The organism is Paenibacillus sp. P2(2022), from assembly GCF_029522175.1.
GTDB classification, from domain to species: Bacteria; Bacillota; Bacilli; order Paenibacillales; family Paenibacillaceae; genus Paenibacillus; species Paenibacillus polymyxa.
The window spans coordinates 334,954-351,545 of sequence record NZ_JAKWFI010000003.1 but is presented as its reverse complement, the minus strand read 5'-3'; the positions used below and the strand labels follow the sequence as shown (position 1 = coordinate 351,545).

Sequence of the window (16,592 nt, the reverse complement as noted above, 5' to 3'; positions counted from 1 at the left end):
ATGAATAAATGTAAACCATATTGAATACATGTAGACCGCAAATAAGAAAGGAAGAGTGAAACGATATGAGTAAAAAAGTACAGTTGGAGCCCGCAGCGCAAAAATTCGCAGACGATAATGCCAAACCTCCGTTTCTGTATGATTTGGGTCCTGAAAAAGGACGTGAAACGGTCAATGAGGTTCAATCCGGTCCAGCAGATAAACCTGCCGCAGATCTGGAGGATCTGTCGATTCCAGGTGGCCCTGGCGGTGAGGTGAAGGTCAGAATTGTTCGTCCACAACAGGTGACAGGTGATCTCCCGGTCATTGTATATATCCACGGAGCAGGCTGGGTATTCGGTAATGCTCATACGCATGACCGTCTGATTCGTGAATTGGCAGTAGGCTCACAGGCAGCTGTTGTATTCCCTGAATACAGCTTGTCACCTGAAGCTAAATATCCGACGGCGATTGAGGAAATTTACGCGGTCGTTCAATGGGTGGCACAGCAGGGGCGCGAGCATGGGCTGAAGCCCGATACGCTGACGATCGCCGGAGATAGTGTCGGTGGTAACATGACTGCAGCTGTAACTCTGCTGGCCAAAGAACGCAGTGGCCCTGCCATTCGGCAACAGTTGCTGTTCTATCCGGTGACGGACGCTTCTTTTGATACGGAATCGTACCATGAGTTCGCTACAGGGTATTTCCTGAGCCGTGAAGGGATGCAATGGTTCTGGGATCAATATACGACAGATCCTAACGAACGAGCGCAGATCACGGCGTCCCCGTTACGTGCCAACACGGACCAGCTCAAAGGGCTACCGCGTGCGCTGGTTATTACAGGCGAGGCCGATGTGTTGCGTGATGAAGGGGAGGCCTATGCGAACAAGCTGCGTGAAGCTGGGGTAGATGTAACCGCTGTACGCTTTCAGGGCATCATACACGATTTTGTGATGTTGAACCCATTGTCGGAAACCGCGGCCAAGCGCGGTGCGATCACGCTTGCTACCTCGTGGCTGCGCCAAGGGTTTGGGGGCTAATTGTATAGACGAGTGAAGGAATACACAGTTAGTATGTAAGGAAGCGCCTCCCAGCTCATGGCGGGAGGTGCTTCTTTTGGTTCTGTTTATATAATTCTATTTGCGTTTACCATATAGCGGTTTTCTATTCTTGCCTAACTTACCTAATTTTCCAGGTGATTTTATAAAGCTGAACTTCCCTAATTTTAAATTGGTTTTTCTTTTTTTCGCCACTAGAGTACGTCTTGACTTAGATGCACTTTGGGTACTATCTACAAGGTTTAGAGTGTAGTTTTCAAAATTGCCAACATTGATCTCCTCGAACCCCACGCTTCTACAGCCCTGGCCCTGGCAACTTGCTATCCAGCATCTTGTGAAAGCCTCTCTAGGAACATCTGTGTAGAAATCACCGCCCCACGAATTACCAAAACTGTCATGTCCGTAGACATAAAACGTTTGGTTTGCGGCTGATCCAGCTACAAGAAATGCGCGTCTACCGGGTTCTATACGGTACCACCCTCTCTTAGCATAGGTGATAGGACTACAACCAGAATCATAGTATCCAACGGCAACTGAAATAGGGTTAGACGTACTGTTACGAACATAAAAACCCATTCTATTCACTCCATTCTTTGAAAGATTAATATCAATCTATGCGAATTCTCTGAAAAAGTAATAGACATACGGACAACCAAAAAGTACAAAAAAAGAACATGAGATGATCCATGGATGTGGTTTATAAATAAAGGAATATATGGAGTGTAAAGGGATATTCTTATGGAACCGCTTCACGTTCGTCGACCAGAGTGATAATATAAAATTTGAACGAATTTGACCGCCATTCGGCCTAAGGAGGATATCCATGCCATTTCAGGGACAACGCATTTTACCTGCAGCTAAGCACATGAAGCAGTTGGAGGATATTTTGGACAGCTCTTATGAGTATGCTGTTTTTCTGGATACGCATGTAGCGCAGCTGCGCAACTTGTACCAGATGGCAAGGAGCCGCAACAAGCAGATGCTTCTGCATGCCGACCTGGTGCAGGGTTTGAAGAATGACGAGTATGCCGCTGAGTATTTGTGTCAGGAGATTAAGCCATTTGGGATTATCTCGACCCGTTCCGGGGTGATTGCAACCGCCAAAAAAAAGGGGATCCTTGCTGTACAGCGAGTGTTCCTGCTGGATACGATTGCGCTGGAAAAAAGCTACGCACTGGTGGAAAAAACGCGCCCCGATTATATTGAGGTGCTGCCTGGTGTTGTGCCACCGATGATTGCGGAGGTCAGTGAACGTACAGGGATTCCCATTTTGGCTGGCGGACTTATTCGTACCCCTGAGGATGTGGAGGCGGCGTTGGCAGCGGGAGCTACAGCAGTTACCACCTCCAATAAACAACTGTTTGAGCACTATAAGCGATAGCTTCTATTTGAATCAAGTAGGCAACATACATAAAGCAAGGAGACTGAAAAATGATGGAACAGTACATTCTTGCCTTGGATCAGGGCACAACTAGTTCGCGGGCCATCTTGTTTGATCGGCAGGGGAAAGTGGTGTACAGGGCACAACGGGAGTTTCCGCAGTATTTTCCCCAGCCGGGATGGGTAGAGCACAACGCGAATGAAATATGGAGCTCTATTTTGGCTGTCATCGCCTCTTGTCTGTCGGAATCAGGTGTGAAAGCCGGTCAAATTGCTGGAATTGGCATTACCAATCAACGGGAAACTGTGGTGGTGTGGGATAAACATACAGGCCTGCCGGTATATCATGCGCTGGTATGGCAGTCACGGCAAACGGCCGGGATTTGCGAGGACTTGAAAGGCCGTGGACTTGATCAAACTTTTCATAGCAAAACAGGGCTGCTCATTGATCCCTACTTTTCGGGTACCAAAGTCAAATGGATACTCGACAACGTTGAAGGAGCGAGAGCCCAGGCGGAACGCGGAGAGCTGTTTTTCGGTACAATCGATACCTGGCTGATCTGGAGACTGTCTGGCGGTAAAGCGCATGTAACGGACTATTCCAACGCTGCTCGTACGCTAATGTACAACATTTATGAGCTGAAATGGGATGAGGAGCTGCTGGATATTCTCGGCGTTCCTGCGTCTATGCTGCCGGAGGTGAGGTCATCCTCCGAAATATATGCGAATACGGTGGATTATCATTTTTTTGGACAGGAAATTCCCATTGCCGGAGCGGCGGGCGATCAGCAAGCAGCTTTGTTCGGTCAGGGATGCTTTGACAAAGGCATGATTAAAAATACATACGGTACGGGCTGCTTTATGCTGATGAATACCGGAGATGAACCCTGTGAATCGAAGCATGGACTGATTACTACCATTGCATGGGGGTTGAACGGTCAGGTGAAGTATGCGTTGGAGGGCAGCATTTTTGTAGCCGGGTCTGCTATTCAGTGGCTGCGTGACGGGCTGCGTATGTTCCGCGAGGCCAAAGACAGTGAAGCGTATGCGGCGCGGGTGACCTCAACGGAGGGTGTATATTTTGTCCCAGCCTTTGTGGGTCTTGGCAGCCCGTATTGGGACAGTGATGTGCGCGGCGCGACCTTTGGCTTAACACGGGGAACATCCAAGGAGCATTTTATACGAGCGGTACTGGAATCGCTGGCCTACCAGACCAAAGATGTTCTAACCGCCATGGCGAGCGACTCGGGTGTACCTGTGCGCTCATTGCGTGTAGATGGGGGCGCAGTGATGAACGAGTTCCTGATGCAGTTCCAGAGCGATATTCTCGATCTGCCTGTGGAACGACCTGCTGTGAACGAGACAACGGCACTGGGGGCGGCGTATTTGGCAGGGCTGGCAGTCGGCTTCTGGGACAGTTTGGATGAAGTCCGGGGATATGCTCAGAGTGACCGAACCTTCACTCCGACCATGAGTGAAGAAGTGCGGGCTGAACGATATGGCGGCTGGAAAAAGGCAGTCCATGCCGCGATGGCATTCAAGTAAAGGTGGTTTTACGACAGTAGGCAGTCAGCTGACAACAGGCAGATTCCCCTTTTCATCGTGTACTGTGTATGCTACGATATAGATAAGTTAATACTCGTCAGGAGACTTGGAGAGACCATGAACCGCTCGGCATCCGCCGCAGCGATGTTCGTGGTCTTTTTTTGTATCTTTTGGTGATTCGGTGTCAGATGGCAAAGCAGACATGTACGAAATTGGAGGGATAGATGATGGGAGAACAGGGATTTGCTGCACAGGAGAGAACGGCTGTTTTGGAACGTATGGGGCGTGAGCATTTTGATATTTTAATTATTGGTGGCGGCATTACAGGGGCGGGAATTGCGCTGGACGCTGCGGATCGTGGTTTGAAGACGGCTCTGGTGGAAATGCAGGATTTTGCAGCAGGCACATCCAGTCGTTCTACCAAGCTGGTGCATGGCGGTCTTCGTTATTTGAAGCAATTTGAGGTTAAGATGGTAGCCGAGGTCGGGAAGGAACGAGCTATCGTATTTGAAAATGGCCCTCATGTGACCATTCCGGAGCGTATGCTGCTTCCTTTTCACCAGGGTGGCACATTTAATGCGTTCACCACCTCGATTGGTCTGCTGGTGTATGACTTCCTCGCTGGCGTGAAGCGTAGTGAGCGCCGCCGCATGCTGGACATCCAGGCTACGCTGGAGCGCGAGCCTTTGCTGAAGAGAGAAGGACTGAAGGGAAGCGGGAGTTATGTGGAGTACCGCACAGACGATGCTCGCCTGACGATTGAGGTGATGAAGGAAGCCGTTACACGAGGGGCGCTGGCCGTGAACTATGCCAAGGCTGACAAGCTGCTGTATGACAGCGGACGAATAAGCGGCGCCAGTGTAACCGATCGGGTAACGGGAAAGCCATACGAGATCAGGGCTTCGCTGGTCATTAACGCTGCCGGGCCATGGGTAGATACGTTGCGGGAAATGGATCGCTCCAAAGAGGGAAAGGTGCTTCGCCTGACGAAGGGTATCCACCTGGTATTCGATGCTGAGCGCTTCCCGCTTCAACAGGCAGTGTACTTCGATACACCGGATGGACGCATGGTATTCGCGATCCCGCGTGATGGCAAAACCTATGCAGGTACGACCGATACGGTATATGAGGGGGATACGTCGCATCCCCGGATGACCGCCGAAGACCGGGCGTATGTGCTTCAAGCGATCAACGGGATGTTCCCGGATGTGAAGCTGACGGTTGCAGATGTGGAATCCAGTTGGGCAGGAGTACGCCCGCTCATTTATGAAGACGGTAAAAGCCCTTCGGAAATTTCACGTAAGGACGAAATTTGGGAATCCCGTTCAGGTCTGATCACGATTGCAGGCGGCAAGCTGACAGGCTACCGGAAAATGTCCGAACTCGTCGTGGATCGCGCGGTACGGGAGCTGGGCCGCTTGCATGGGCAAAGCTTTCGGGCATGCCGCACAAGGCATATCCCGATTTCGGGCGGCAATGTAGGCGGCTCGGCGGGTTGGGACGCTTTCGTGAGCAAGCAAGCCGCAGCGGGTGCCGCGCTCGGTCTGTCGCCAGAAACCGCCAGAGCATGGGCTGCTCGCTATGGCTCAAATGTGGAGCGACTGTTCGCCATAGCGACACGGAGCATGAAGAACGCCACCGAGACGGAAGCGGCGTTGCCTATAGAAGTGCGTGTTCCGCTATTGTACGCGATGGAACAGGAAATGACGGTGACACCGTCTGACTTTTTCATACGTCGCACTGGAGCACTGTTCTTTCAGATTGACGAGGTGAAGCGCTGGAAGCAGGCTGTCATTGCATGGATGTCCGAGTACGCAGGCTGGAGCGCCGAGCAAGAACGCCAATATACGACTGAGCTGGATGCTTATCTGTATGAAGCTGTGACACCTGTAGAGGTAGAGGCGGAACCCAGCGCTGTTAAAGCCATCTGATACAGCGTGAGGGATGCGTATCCTTTACCGCTCCGCTTCTCTACAATCGTTTCGTTTCTCACCACTGCTTTAAGCGAAAAAGGGTCCTACAAAACAAAAGCAGCGATTCTCTATTCATAAGAGAATCGCTGCTTCATTGTATACAGATGGCTTACAGCATCAGGTGGAACAGGAATGGGGCAGCCGCCAAGGTAAAGAGAGCGGCGAGCACCATCGAGATGCTGGAAATCGTACCTGTCAACGAACTGAACTCGAACGCTTTGGAAGTACCCGTACCATGAGCACCGGTACCAAGCAATACCCCGCGTGAAACCTCATTTTCAATCCGAAATAGTTTGACAATCATCGGGCCGATAATAAGACCGCTCAATCCGGTCAGAATAACGAATACAGCCGTGACCGTCGGATTACCGCCAATCGTTTGCGATACATTCATCGCAATAGGTGTCGTAATGGAGCGAGGAATCAGGCTGCTTAGCAGCGAGGAGTCCAGGTGCATCCACTTGGCGAGCGCCATGGAGGACAGCACGGCTACGACAGATCCAGATAACACGCTAAGCACGATTTGAGCCGCGTGTTTTTTTAACACAGGGAAATATCGGTACAAAGGGACAGCAAATGCAATCGTAGCTGGCTGTAGCAGCATGGATAGAAAATGAGCGCCTGAATTATAAGAACGGTAGTTCACACCCGTCAGCGTCAAAATCAAAATGATAACCACAGGTGTAATGAGCAATGGGGACAAATACACCTTGGGCAATGTGCGGTACATGCGTTTGGCCATCCAGTAAATAGCAAGTGTTAATATAATACATAGAAGACCGGTCATGATGATTTATGCTCCTTTCGTTTGCCAAGCAGACTGGCGATCATACCTGTGCAGGCCATCACCAGGAAGGTGCCGAGCAGCACGACCAGCATAATGCTCATGCCATCGTGTTCCAGCATCGGCCAATAATTCATAACACCAACAGCAGAGGGAATAAAGAATAATAGCAGCTCGGCCAGCAACCAGTTAGCGCCAACCTCGATCCAGCTTAGTCGAACCACGCCCGTTTGCAGCAGAATAAAGAGAATCAGCATACCGATGATACTACCGGGTACAGGCAGGTGGAGCCAGGAGACCACCGCGTTCAGGATGAGCGAAAAGGCCATCAGGACGGCGATCTGAAGGACACCGCGTATGAAGCTTTTCATATATAAAGTCTCCTATCTTCGAGATCCGTTATTTTCAAACTGTAATGAAATTTTACATCACAAGCTTTCATGAGTAAAATGCATATAAAGAATGAAGTCTATTCCGTTTGTCTATGGAAGAAGGTGTAGCTTTGGATATCCGACATTTGCAATATTTTCTGGAAGTCGCGCGGTTGCGCAGCTTTACGAAGGCAGCCCAGAGCATGTTTATTACCCAGCCGACGATCAGTAAGACGATTAAAAGCCTGGAAGAAGAATTGGGAGTTACTCTGTTCGATCGGATTGGCAAAAAAATCGAACTGACGGATGCGGGCAAGGTCATTGAGCTTCAGGCCCAAGCGATTGTGAAGTCCTTTCAGAGCCTGTCCTCGGAACTGAGTGATTTGATGAACCTGAAAAAAGGACATATCCGCATTGGTCTGCCTCCTATGGTCGGATCGAGCTTTTTTCCGCGTGTCATTGGAGAATTTCACAAGGCCTTTCCCGATGTGACGATTCAATTGTTCGAGGATGGAGCGAAGAAAGTGGAGCAGGACGTAGAAGCTGGCGCGCTGGATATCGGGGTGATTGTGCTGCCACCGGTTGGCGATATGTTCGAGACATTTCTATTTGTGGAGGAAAAGCTGAATCTGCTCGTTCATCCTACGCATGCATTGGCTGAGTGCAAGGAGGTGCCGCTATCTGCGTTAGCAGAGGAGGCGTTTGTGCTGTTCCGTGAGGATTTTACGCTGCATGACCGTATCATTGCCGAATGTGTTCGTGCCGGCTTTCAGCCGCGTGTAGTCTACGAAAGCTCTCAATGGGATTTGATTAGCGAAATGGTTGCTGCCAACCTGGGAGTAGCGTTATTGCCGGAGGCGATATGCCGGGATTTGGATTCCGAACGTTTGCGTGTTCTTCCGCTGGTGGACCCTGTCATTCCTTGGCATTTGGGGATGATTTGGCGGAACGATCGGTATCTGTCCTTTGCTGCCAGAGAGTGGATATCCTTCACACAGCGATTGTTGCGGACAGAATATGGTGGAAGTCGTCAGTGAGAAGGACGGAAGTGGCTTACATCATAAAAAAGCTGCCCTGAGGGGCAGCGAAGTAGCTTGCTTTTATGAGTGTGTTTGGTTGATTGCGCGCTTGGTGTGAAGGTACTTGTCCATAATACGGTCAAGCCTGGAGGATTTGTCCAATACACGTTCATCTCTTAATCCGTGTAAGTCAGCCATGCGATTCAGTTCACGGCGTTCTTTTTCCATGAGTTTTTCCAATTGTTCGAGGTTCACAAAGCCCACCCCCCATGTCGATTGTAAGGCATGTCTCCACTAGCGGCAGAAGTTTTTTTGATAACGATGTTATTTCCATTTTACCACTTTTTATTAACATTAATCCAGCTTTCCTGACATTTAGCGACTAATAATTATGGTTTTGCCAACTTTACCCGATTGCGTCCTGACCGTTTAGCTTCATATAATGCTTCGTCTGCTTTTTCGAGTAAGTGCCTTGATGCAATGACAGGAGAACTGCCTGCTCCGATGGATACGGTTAAAGAGATTATGGTTCCGTCATTCAAGAGAAAACATTCATTTTCCACAGCTTTCCGGATCTTCTCAGCAAAGCTTGCCGCCTTTTCGGTATCACAATCTCCGAGTAAAATTGCAAATTCCTCTCCGCCCTTACGGGAGGGATATGCTCTTGTTGTAGATTCCCGGTTTAACAGAATTCCCAGTTGGCTTAAGACGGTGTCTCCGTTCAAATGGCCATACGTATCATTAATTTTTTTAAAGTGGTCAATATCTAGCATCACGAGTCCAAAGGGTTTTTTTGTAGTCTTGGAAGCATGAAGTACCTCTTCGAACAGCGCATCAAAAGCACGCGGACTGTATAACCCGGTTAAATGATCCCGGTTTGCAGCTTCTTCCAGCAGATGAATAGCCCGTTCTGTTTTTTTGATATGGGACATCATAAAATAAGTGAACAAGCCGCCAAGCATCTTAACGGTTGTGATTATTATAATAGTTTCCGAATTCGGAGGATTAGCCACAAAGAAAGTAGATAACAGCGACACAACAACAGCTCCAAGCACGGCTGACATCCATTTGCTGAGTGTTAGTCTTTTTTCTCGAATAAAGATAAGTGAAACGACTAATGTCATGAAGCAATTGACAGTAGCAGTCAAAGAAATATCCGTCCAACCTCCAGTGATGTAAATACGGTACAGGCTTATGATCAGAGTGGTCAGCAGACCGGATACCGATCCCCCCATATAAACAGATATGATAATCGCCAGTTGGCGCAGATCAACCACAAAGTGCCCACGGATCCATAAACCGGTCATCATTAACAGAATGCCAAACAGACCCAGCATTAAACCGTTCATTACCCGATGAATGAGTGCGTGGTTTTTCAGGTAACGTTCATATTTCCGGGAAAATAAATTTCCAAAGAATAAGAAGTTCGTTAATAACGCAAAATTGTTAATTAATTCTTTTAACATATCCCTGTCCTTTATGCTGTAATGTGAGTTGTAGTATCGTTGGGAATAAAGTAAAAGGCCTCGTTTCTATATTTCGGTAAAAAGTAGATATGAATGAATACCAATCGACCACAAACGATTCTTATGTCCCTTACGTTTCGTTGATCTACGTGGTACAGTGTAAGGACTATGACCGGAACGGGTGATCGTATGAAGGAACCAATTCACATTTCGGTGCGTCCACTTGTGGAATATGTGCATCGAAGTGGCAGCATTCAGAGCGGCTTTCGTTCGAATAGCAGTATGCAGGAAGGAACTCGCGTGCATCAGGTTATTCAGAAAGGTTACAAGGAGCATGACCGCAAAGAGGTGCATTTACGTACAGAAATTTTGTATGAGGGCGAATTGTTTATCATTGAAGGCCGCTGTGACGGATTGATTGAGCTGGATGGCGTATGGACGGTTGATGAAATTAAATCAATCTCTCAGCCCCTCGAAGATATTCAGGGGGACGGCCAGCCGGTGCACTGGGCACAAGCATTTCTGTATGCCTATATGATTGCTCGTGAGGAACAGCATCATTCCATGCAAGTTCAACTTACTTATGTACAAGCACACAGTGAAAATATTCGCCGCTTCAGACGGATGCTAGCTTTTGCAGAGCTGGAGGCTTTCGCTCAGGAAATGATTGCTGGTTATGCGCCGTATGCATTCCTGCTGAGAGCACATGCGGAGAAGAGGGATACCAGTATTGCTATGTTGGAGTTTCCTTTTGACACGTATCGCTCAGGTCAACGAACTCTAGCGGGTTCGGTGTATAAGACGATTGCCGAAGGGGTTAACCTGTTTGCCAAAGCACCCACAGGTATTGGTAAAACGGTATCCACTTTGTATCCTGCGATTAAGGCGATTGGCGAAGGACTGGCTAGGCGAGTATATTATGTAACGGCTCGTACCACCACTCGGGCAGCAGCTGAAGAGGCATATGCCCGAATGCAGGCCCGAGGGCTGCACATGCATGTGGTAACGTTGACGGCGAAGGATAAAATTTGCTTCAAGGATGAAAATGATTGCGATGCAGGAGCATGCAGCATGTGCGAGGGCTATTACGACCGGATTAACGGTGCGGTGTCCGATATTTTGGCGAATGAGACGTTAATGACGCGGGCGGTGATTGAGCATTATGCGCGCAAGCATAAGGTATGTCCCTTTGAATTTTCGCTAGATGTGGCGTATGCCTCGGATGGTATAATCAGTGATTATAATTATGTTTTTGATCCACGGATTTCTCTGAAAAGATTGCTGGAGGAGCACAAGCGAAAAGGTGTTGTGCTGGTGGATGAGGCGCATAATCTGGTGGAACGCGGTCGGGACATGTTTTCGGCGGAAATCCTGAAATCTTCTTTTTTGGAACTGAAGAGAGAATTTAAGTTGCTTAGCCCTGAGATTGCTGCGGCTGCGAGTGCAGTGAACGCACATATGATTACGCTGCGCAAGCTGCATGCAGATACAGAAAAAGCAGTGGAAACATCAGCACCGCAAGGGGTGCTAGAGCTGTTAGTGCCTTTTGTGGAAGCTGCTGAACGTGAACTGGTGACGGGGAGCAGTACAAGCCGCGCAAGCAGTGAGGGGACGGCCTACGCATTGCTTCTGGATACGTATTTTACCGCTCAAAATATGCTGCGAATCGCTGCTCTATACGATGAACGTTACATTACTTATATTGAAGCGGGGCGCAGTGAGGTGAGGATCAAGCTGTTTTGTCTCGATCCTTCGCATTTGCTGGGACAGGCTGTAAAGAACTACCGCTCAACTATATATTTTTCGGCGACATTGACACCGCTTGCTTATTACCGGGACATGCTCGGAGCAAGCGAGGAAGACTATACGTTACAGGTCCCTTCCCCTTTCCATCAGGAGCAATGGGATGTACGCCTGCTGCCGCTCTCCATCCGTTATCGGGATCGTGAGCGTTCCAAAGGGGCGATTGCCGATATGCTGGCTGGATTGGTTGCTGAGCGGAAAGGGAACGTCCTTGTGTTTTTCCCGTCTTATCCGTATCTGCGTGAGGTATATGAGGAGTTCATGCTTCGGGACGTGTCTGCAGATACGTTGGTACAAAGTCCAGGTATGACCGAACCGGAGCGTGATCGGTTCCTGGACACCTTCCAGCCTGGGCAAGAGCGTACCCTGCTTGGGTTTGCCGTACTGGGGGGTGTGTTTGCTGAAGGCGTCGATTTACCGGGTGATCGCTTAAACGGGGTAGTGGTCGTCGGCGTCGGCTTGCCGCAAATTGGAGCGGAGCGGGATGTGCTGCGGGATTATTTTTCGGAACAGGGACGAAATGGTTTCAACTATGCGTATGTATATCCGGGGATGAACAAGGTCCTTCAGGCAGGAGGCAGACTTATTCGCACAGAGCATGACGAAGGGCTGCTGGTCCTGGTAGATGATCGTTTTGCCAAGGAGCCATATGCTTCTTTGCTGCCAGACGAATGGAAAAGCTACCGTTTGACGGAACAAGCGGATTTAAGGAAGGAATGGATGGACTATGAATTTTAATTTTCATAATGACTCCATACGCGGGGTGCTGCGTAGCTTTGGACATGAGGATGCCGAAGTAGATAATATAGAGACTTTTGTGACATTTGCGCGCTTGGCTAACGGTATTTTCAGGGAAATGGATACAGATTTGACCAAGTTGGGGGCTTCTCAGGGCCGGATTATTGTTCTTAGTCTGTTGCATTGTCATGCGCCGCATCGCATGACACCATCGGAGTTAGCGGAAAAAGCGGATGTCACGCGTGGAACCATGACGGGGTTGATCGACGGATTAGAGCGAGATGGCATGATTGAACGTGTGGCTCATGAGAGTGACGGACGGATGGTGACTGTCGGCTTAAAAGAGGCAGGACGAGAGCTATTAAGTAAGATAGTCCCTTATTATACGAAGCTGATTCGGTCATGCATGTCTGAGTTTACGCCACAGGATCATAAGATGATGAAGGGTTTGCTTGGAAAAATGAAAAACGGTTTTGAGCGGTCGTTGCCGAAAAGCTGAATCCCTGATGTCGGGGATAAGGAATAGGAGAGGGAAATATGTTCTTTTATACAGATGAGGTCTATGAAGGCCGTGATTTTGGCTCAATGGATGCCAGAGAAGGCGAGTGGAGAAATTGCGAGTTTACCCGTTGTCGCTTTCGGGGTGTAGAGATGAATGAGTCTCTTGTAGAAGGTTGTACCTTTGTGGACTGTGATTTTACCGGAGCCATCCTGAATGCATCTCACTACAAGGAGTCCGCTTTTACCAATTGTCTATTCAACAGCGCGAATCTGTTTGTAGTCCGTTTTGATAACTGTAAGCTGGTAGGTTCAGACTTTGCGGGAGCAAATATGGATGGGATCACGATTACGGGCGGAGACTGGTCTTATACGAACTTACGTCATGCAGATTTAAGAAAACAGGATTTGCGAAAAATACGCTTCAAGGAAGCTGATTTATCCGAATGCCATCTGGAAAAGGCAGATTTGCGGGAGGCGGATCTTACTCGGGTAAGGCTGCACAAAGCCCACCTTCAAGGAACAGACCTGCGCGGTGCGAAGATGGATGGCGTGAATTTTAAAGATTTGGACATCACCGGAGCCAAGCTAGATATCGAGCAGGCCGTAGCAGTGGCCCGCTCCTATGGAGCCAAGATAGATGGTTAAAAGCACGGAGATACAGGGGCTATCTCGACCTGTGTTACCCCGTGCTGGAGAATTGGAGAATACTAAGTCTGAAAAATTATTCTTTATGGGATGTCGGCAGTAGCGGAATCGCTGCTGCCGGATTTTGATTTGGCAACTGATCAACTCCCGCGGGATCTAGAGGCTGCTGTGGTACCGTCCAGTTACGTGCCGTATCTGCGGCAGTTTGTTGCTCCAGCAGGCGTTTGGCCACTTCGTAGCACTCATCGATATGCCGATTCCCAATGGTTCGCATCGCAGTAAAGCCAATCGCTGCGGCTAGTCCTTGCCCCAGTAGAGGGACAAACTTGCTAACCTGCTTGGTGGCGATGCGAATGCCCATTTTCTGCAAAATCTTCACGATGGCTTCTCGGGTGATGAGTCGTCCGATTAGCTTGCTGCCAATTGAAGTGATAAAGCCATACACCATCGACTTTGTTTCTGCATCCAGACCCTCCAACTGCTGCTCAGATAATCCGAATTTTTCATTAATGGCAGGCAGTAGCTGCATCAAAATGCCGACATCAGCAAGAACGTCAGCCCCTGGAATGGGGACCAATACAGCTCCCCCTGAAGCTGCGGCCCTTTTCGTCACCATGGATTTACACTCTTTGCGGATCTGCTCCAACTCTTCTATTGTTCGGACTGTCATATGCATCTCTCCTTCCTACGCTTCCGATTAGGACCCATGCCTCTACCCTGTTATTACACACAATTCTACCTTTTTTAAGCATGGAGCAGATAAAAAAATCCCTGATGCACGTACTATCACACATTTACTCCTGTGTAGCGATCAGGCATAATGAAGGATGGTTGCCGATAAAAGAACAAGCCTGTTTTACGGGGATAAAGGAAGGAAGAGACAGATGAGTCAGACAAACGTTTATTTTAATCATGATGGTGGAGTGGATGATCTAGTATCCCTGTTTATGCTGCTTCAGATGGAACAGGTTCATTTGACCGGAGTATCGGTTATTCCAGCAGATGGTTACCTGGAGCCGGCGACGGATGCCAGCCGTAAAATTATTGATCGTTTTGGACAAAATAAAGGGCCTGTTGAAGTCGCCAAGTCTAATTCACGCGGTAAAAATCCGTTTCCTGCCGCTTGGCGTTTACATTCCTTCTATGTAGATGCATTACCTGTGCTGAATGAATCGGGGCGAATGGAAGCACCGCTTTCATCCCTGCCAGCTCATCAGCATCTAATTGAAAAGGTACGCGGAGCTGAAGGTAAAACGCTGTTGCTATTCACTGGACCGCTAACCGATCTGGCACGGGCGCTGGATGAAGCACCGGATATTGAAGCCAAGATTGAAAAGCTGGTATGGATGGGCGGCACCTTTGAAAAAGGGAATGTGGAGGAGCCGGAGCATGACGGTACCGCAGAGTGGAATGTGTTCTGGGACCCGGAAGCGGCCCATCGAGTATGGCAAAGCGGCATCACAATTGATCTGGTAGCGCTGGAAAGCACAAGCAAAGTGCCTTTAACTCCAGCCGTACGCAATCGTTGGGCTGCCGAGCGCCGATATGAAGGCGTTGATTTCCTGGGCAATTGCTACGCAGGATGTCCTCCGCTCGTGTATAGCGAGACCAACTCAACATATTACCTGTGGGATGTACTAACCACTGCATCTGTAGGACGCCCGGATATTGTCAAGAAAAAGACGGTGCATTGCAGTGTTATCGCAGAAGGCCCAAGTCAGGGCAGAACGGTGGAACAGGCGGATGGACGCCCTGTGAACCTGGTATATGATACAGACCCGGAAGCTTTCTTTACGTATATGGCGGATTTGGCCAAGCAGGCTGCTCCCAAACGTTACTAAGTCCAACTGTCCACAAACGTGTGGCATACAGTGATCATACTGCCTAGTGCGTATGCATAGCTAAAACCCGTGACGTTATCCGTCACGGGTTTTATTAATTGGCCCAATATGATCGCAAGCCTACCGTTTGTTCAGGCTGACTCCTGGTATATTTTCAGGGTAAACTGGAGCGTAATCTCCGTCCCTCTACCAGGTTCGCTAATCCCTGTCATTTTACCATTCATTCGTTTCAACAGCTGTTTGGTAATCTGCCAACCCAAGCCGGGATTGTCATATGAGGGAGGGTACCCATGGTCATGCTCAAGCCACAATTTCAGCTTATTCGGAGATATACCAATTCCGGTATCCTTCACCCGTACTTCCAATTCAACCTCAGGCGCATCGGTCACAGATTGAGTGGTCGCAGATAAGATGACTGATCCTGTGCTTGTAAACTTCACTGCATTATCCACCAAATTAATCAGCATACGCCGAATTTTAGCCTCATCCCCGATAAAAATAGGCGAACTGGCAAGATTCCAATCCAGCTTCAATTCTAAATTCCGTTGCACAGCTACTTCTGTGTACAAGCTCAACACATTTTCCATCATCGTTCTCAGGTCAAATGGGTCCTCAAGATCATCAATCTGTCTGGATTCAATATTGCTATAATCCAAAATATTATTCAGCAGCATCAAAAGTGAGCGACTGCTCGACTCCATGATACTCATATATTGCTGTTGTTCTTCTGTTAACTCCGTGGTCAGCATGAGATCCGTGGCTCCCCAAATTTCAGTGAGCGAAAACCGAATTTTATTACTCAGGGAAGAAATCAAATCCAGCTTGTTCATAGAAGAGACTTCAGCATCGAACTTGTCTTTTTCCAGTTCTACCACATAACCCAGAAATACAGCCATAGCCTGAAGAGCCTTTATTTCCGTTTCTGTCAAATGGGCAGATGGCGCATCCAAAACACAAATGGTTCCGTAAGCCTGACCATCTTTCATGCGAATAGGAATTCCTGTAAATGAGTGGTTCCCAATGGTTTTAGTCACATCTAAACCACATGTGTGCGGGTGAGTAGACGTTTCCGAAATGGTGAGATAATCGGCGGAATGGTTCAGCACCAGACTGCAATAGCTAAGCTCAAAAGGAAGCTCCTCACCATTGCGAACCAGTACCTCTTCCCGGTTAAATGAATCTAAAATCACATTGGTAACCCCATCGTTAGCGGCAATAAAAATGGTATTTACATGTAAAATATCACTCAGCACATCAATGACGTGAGCGGTAGCTTCTTGAATACTATTATAAAAACCTGTAGGTGAAGTAGTCATGTGTCTCCAATCCTGATGCAAAGTGGTGGTTATCAAAACTCTAGTAGTTTGTGTACCCCATTCCTGGTTCTCTGAAAGTGTTGTTGGAGCGTATCGTTAATTATACATGATTATTTCATTATAAACCGAGCTTTCTACTTCGATTTACCTATTCATTTGCACAAACCTTCATC

General features: G+C 48.5%; 16 protein-coding genes. 9 read left to right on the top strand and 7 right to left on the bottom strand.

Features of this window, described 5'->3' with window-relative positions:
- Positions 1 to 65 precede the first annotated feature (65 nt).
- Positions 66 to 1,019 (top strand): alpha/beta hydrolase, encoded by a 954-nt coding sequence (locus MMB75_RS13360; RefSeq protein ID WP_257126423.1) that lies wholly within the window; start codon positions 66 to 68, stop codon positions 1,017 to 1,019.
- A gap of 96 nt (positions 1,020 to 1,115) precedes the next feature.
- Here the strand turns inward: MMB75_RS13360 and MMB75_RS13355 are convergent, their stop codons facing one another.
- Complete coding sequence (locus MMB75_RS13355) at positions 1,116 to 1,613, bottom strand: DUF1036 domain-containing protein (protein WP_045244703.1); 498 nt, start codon at positions 1,611 to 1,613, stop codon at positions 1,116 to 1,118.
- A gap of 247 nt (positions 1,614 to 1,860) precedes the next feature.
- Between MMB75_RS13355 and MMB75_RS13350 the strand changes: the two genes are divergently transcribed.
- The 3 genes from MMB75_RS13350 (at position 1,861) to MMB75_RS13340 (ending at position 5,893) form a co-directional block, all read left to right on the top strand.
- Positions 1,861 to 2,418: a glycerol-3-phosphate responsive antiterminator gene (locus tag MMB75_RS13350; RefSeq protein ID WP_031462425.1), complete on the top strand. Its 558-nt coding sequence runs from the start codon at positions 1,861 to 1,863 to the stop codon at positions 2,416 to 2,418.
- Between the two features lie 53 nt (positions 2,419 to 2,471).
- The gene (gene glpK / locus MMB75_RS13345) at positions 2,472 to 3,962 is read left to right on the top strand and encodes a glycerol kinase GlpK (protein WP_257127113.1); all 1,491 of its coding nucleotides are present in this window, start codon (positions 2,472 to 2,474) and stop codon (positions 3,960 to 3,962) included.
- Between the two features lie 227 nt (positions 3,963 to 4,189).
- Positions 4,190 to 5,893, top strand: a complete 1,704-nt coding sequence (locus tag MMB75_RS13340) for a glycerol-3-phosphate dehydrogenase/oxidase (RefSeq protein ID WP_277508302.1) — start codon at positions 4,190 to 4,192, stop codon at positions 5,891 to 5,893.
- 151 nt (positions 5,894 to 6,044) lie between these two features.
- Here the strand turns inward: MMB75_RS13340 and MMB75_RS13335 are convergent, their stop codons facing one another.
- Positions 6,045 to 6,722, bottom strand: coding sequence for a CidB/LrgB family autolysis modulator (locus MMB75_RS13335; RefSeq protein ID WP_016822732.1), 678 nt, complete (start codon positions 6,720 to 6,722; stop codon positions 6,045 to 6,047).
- A complete protein-coding gene (locus MMB75_RS13330; protein WP_016822733.1) occupies positions 6,719 to 7,090 on the bottom strand; it encodes a CidA/LrgA family protein in 372 nt (123 codons plus the stop codon). Before MMB75_RS13330 ends, MMB75_RS13335 begins: the two co-directional genes overlap by 4 nt.
- A gap of 131 nt (positions 7,091 to 7,221) precedes the next feature.
- Here MMB75_RS13330 and cidR point away from each other — a divergent pair, with 131 nt between their 5' ends.
- On the top strand, positions 7,222 to 8,127 hold the full coding sequence (cidR, locus tag MMB75_RS13325; protein ID WP_329957189.1) for a cidABC operon transcriptional activator CidR: 906 nt from the start codon (positions 7,222 to 7,224) through the stop codon (positions 8,125 to 8,127).
- A 63-nt stretch (positions 8,128 to 8,190) separates the two neighbouring features.
- Here cidR and MMB75_RS13320 read toward each other — a convergent pair whose 3' ends face one another.
- Both MMB75_RS13320 and MMB75_RS13315 read right to left on the bottom strand, forming a co-directional pair.
- Positions 8,191 to 8,364 (bottom strand): aspartyl-phosphate phosphatase Spo0E family protein, encoded by a 174-nt coding sequence (locus MMB75_RS13320; RefSeq protein ID WP_013373596.1) that lies wholly within the window; start codon positions 8,362 to 8,364, stop codon positions 8,191 to 8,193.
- A gap of 134 nt (positions 8,365 to 8,498) precedes the next feature.
- Positions 8,499 to 9,575, bottom strand: coding sequence for a diguanylate cyclase (locus MMB75_RS13315; RefSeq protein ID WP_045244700.1), 1,077 nt, complete (start codon positions 9,573 to 9,575; stop codon positions 8,499 to 8,501).
- 168 nt (positions 9,576 to 9,743) lie between these two features.
- Here MMB75_RS13315 and MMB75_RS13310 point away from each other — a divergent pair, with 168 nt between their 5' ends.
- From MMB75_RS13310 to MMB75_RS13300, 3 genes are read left to right on the top strand one after another with little or no spacing between them, the layout of a single operon-like run.
- Positions 9,744 to 12,116: an ATP-dependent DNA helicase gene (locus MMB75_RS13310; protein ID WP_045244699.1), complete on the top strand. Its 2,373-nt coding sequence runs from the start codon at positions 9,744 to 9,746 to the stop codon at positions 12,114 to 12,116.
- Positions 12,106 to 12,615: a MarR family winged helix-turn-helix transcriptional regulator gene (locus MMB75_RS13305; RefSeq protein WP_016822737.1), complete on the top strand. Its 510-nt coding sequence runs from the start codon at positions 12,106 to 12,108 to the stop codon at positions 12,613 to 12,615. Before MMB75_RS13310 ends, MMB75_RS13305 begins: the two co-directional genes overlap by 11 nt.
- A 38-nt stretch (positions 12,616 to 12,653) precedes the next feature.
- Positions 12,654 to 13,262 carry a pentapeptide repeat-containing protein gene (locus MMB75_RS13300; RefSeq protein ID WP_025366092.1) on the top strand — a complete coding sequence of 203 codons (609 nt, stop codon included), beginning with the start codon at positions 12,654 to 12,656 and terminating at the stop codon, positions 13,260 to 13,262.
- A gap of 76 nt (positions 13,263 to 13,338) precedes the next feature.
- On the opposite strand, the gene MMB75_RS13295 is transcribed toward MMB75_RS13300, so the two are convergent.
- Positions 13,339 to 13,932 carry a hypothetical protein gene (locus MMB75_RS13295; protein WP_016822740.1) on the bottom strand — a complete coding sequence of 198 codons (594 nt, stop codon included), beginning with the start codon at positions 13,930 to 13,932 and terminating at the stop codon, positions 13,339 to 13,341.
- Positions 13,933 to 14,146: 214 nt separating this feature from the next.
- Here MMB75_RS13295 and MMB75_RS13290 point away from each other — a divergent pair, with 214 nt between their 5' ends.
- Entirely contained in the window at positions 14,147 to 15,103 is a 957-nt protein-coding gene (locus tag MMB75_RS13290; RefSeq protein WP_025366091.1) for a nucleoside hydrolase, read from the top strand.
- 131 nt (positions 15,104 to 15,234) lie between these two features.
- Here MMB75_RS13290 and MMB75_RS13285 read toward each other — a convergent pair whose 3' ends face one another.
- Positions 15,235 to 16,419 carry a GAF domain-containing sensor histidine kinase gene (locus tag MMB75_RS13285; protein WP_277507937.1) on the bottom strand — a complete coding sequence of 395 codons (1,185 nt, stop codon included), beginning with the start codon at positions 16,417 to 16,419 and terminating at the stop codon, positions 15,235 to 15,237.
- Positions 16,420 to 16,592 lie beyond the last annotated feature (173 nt).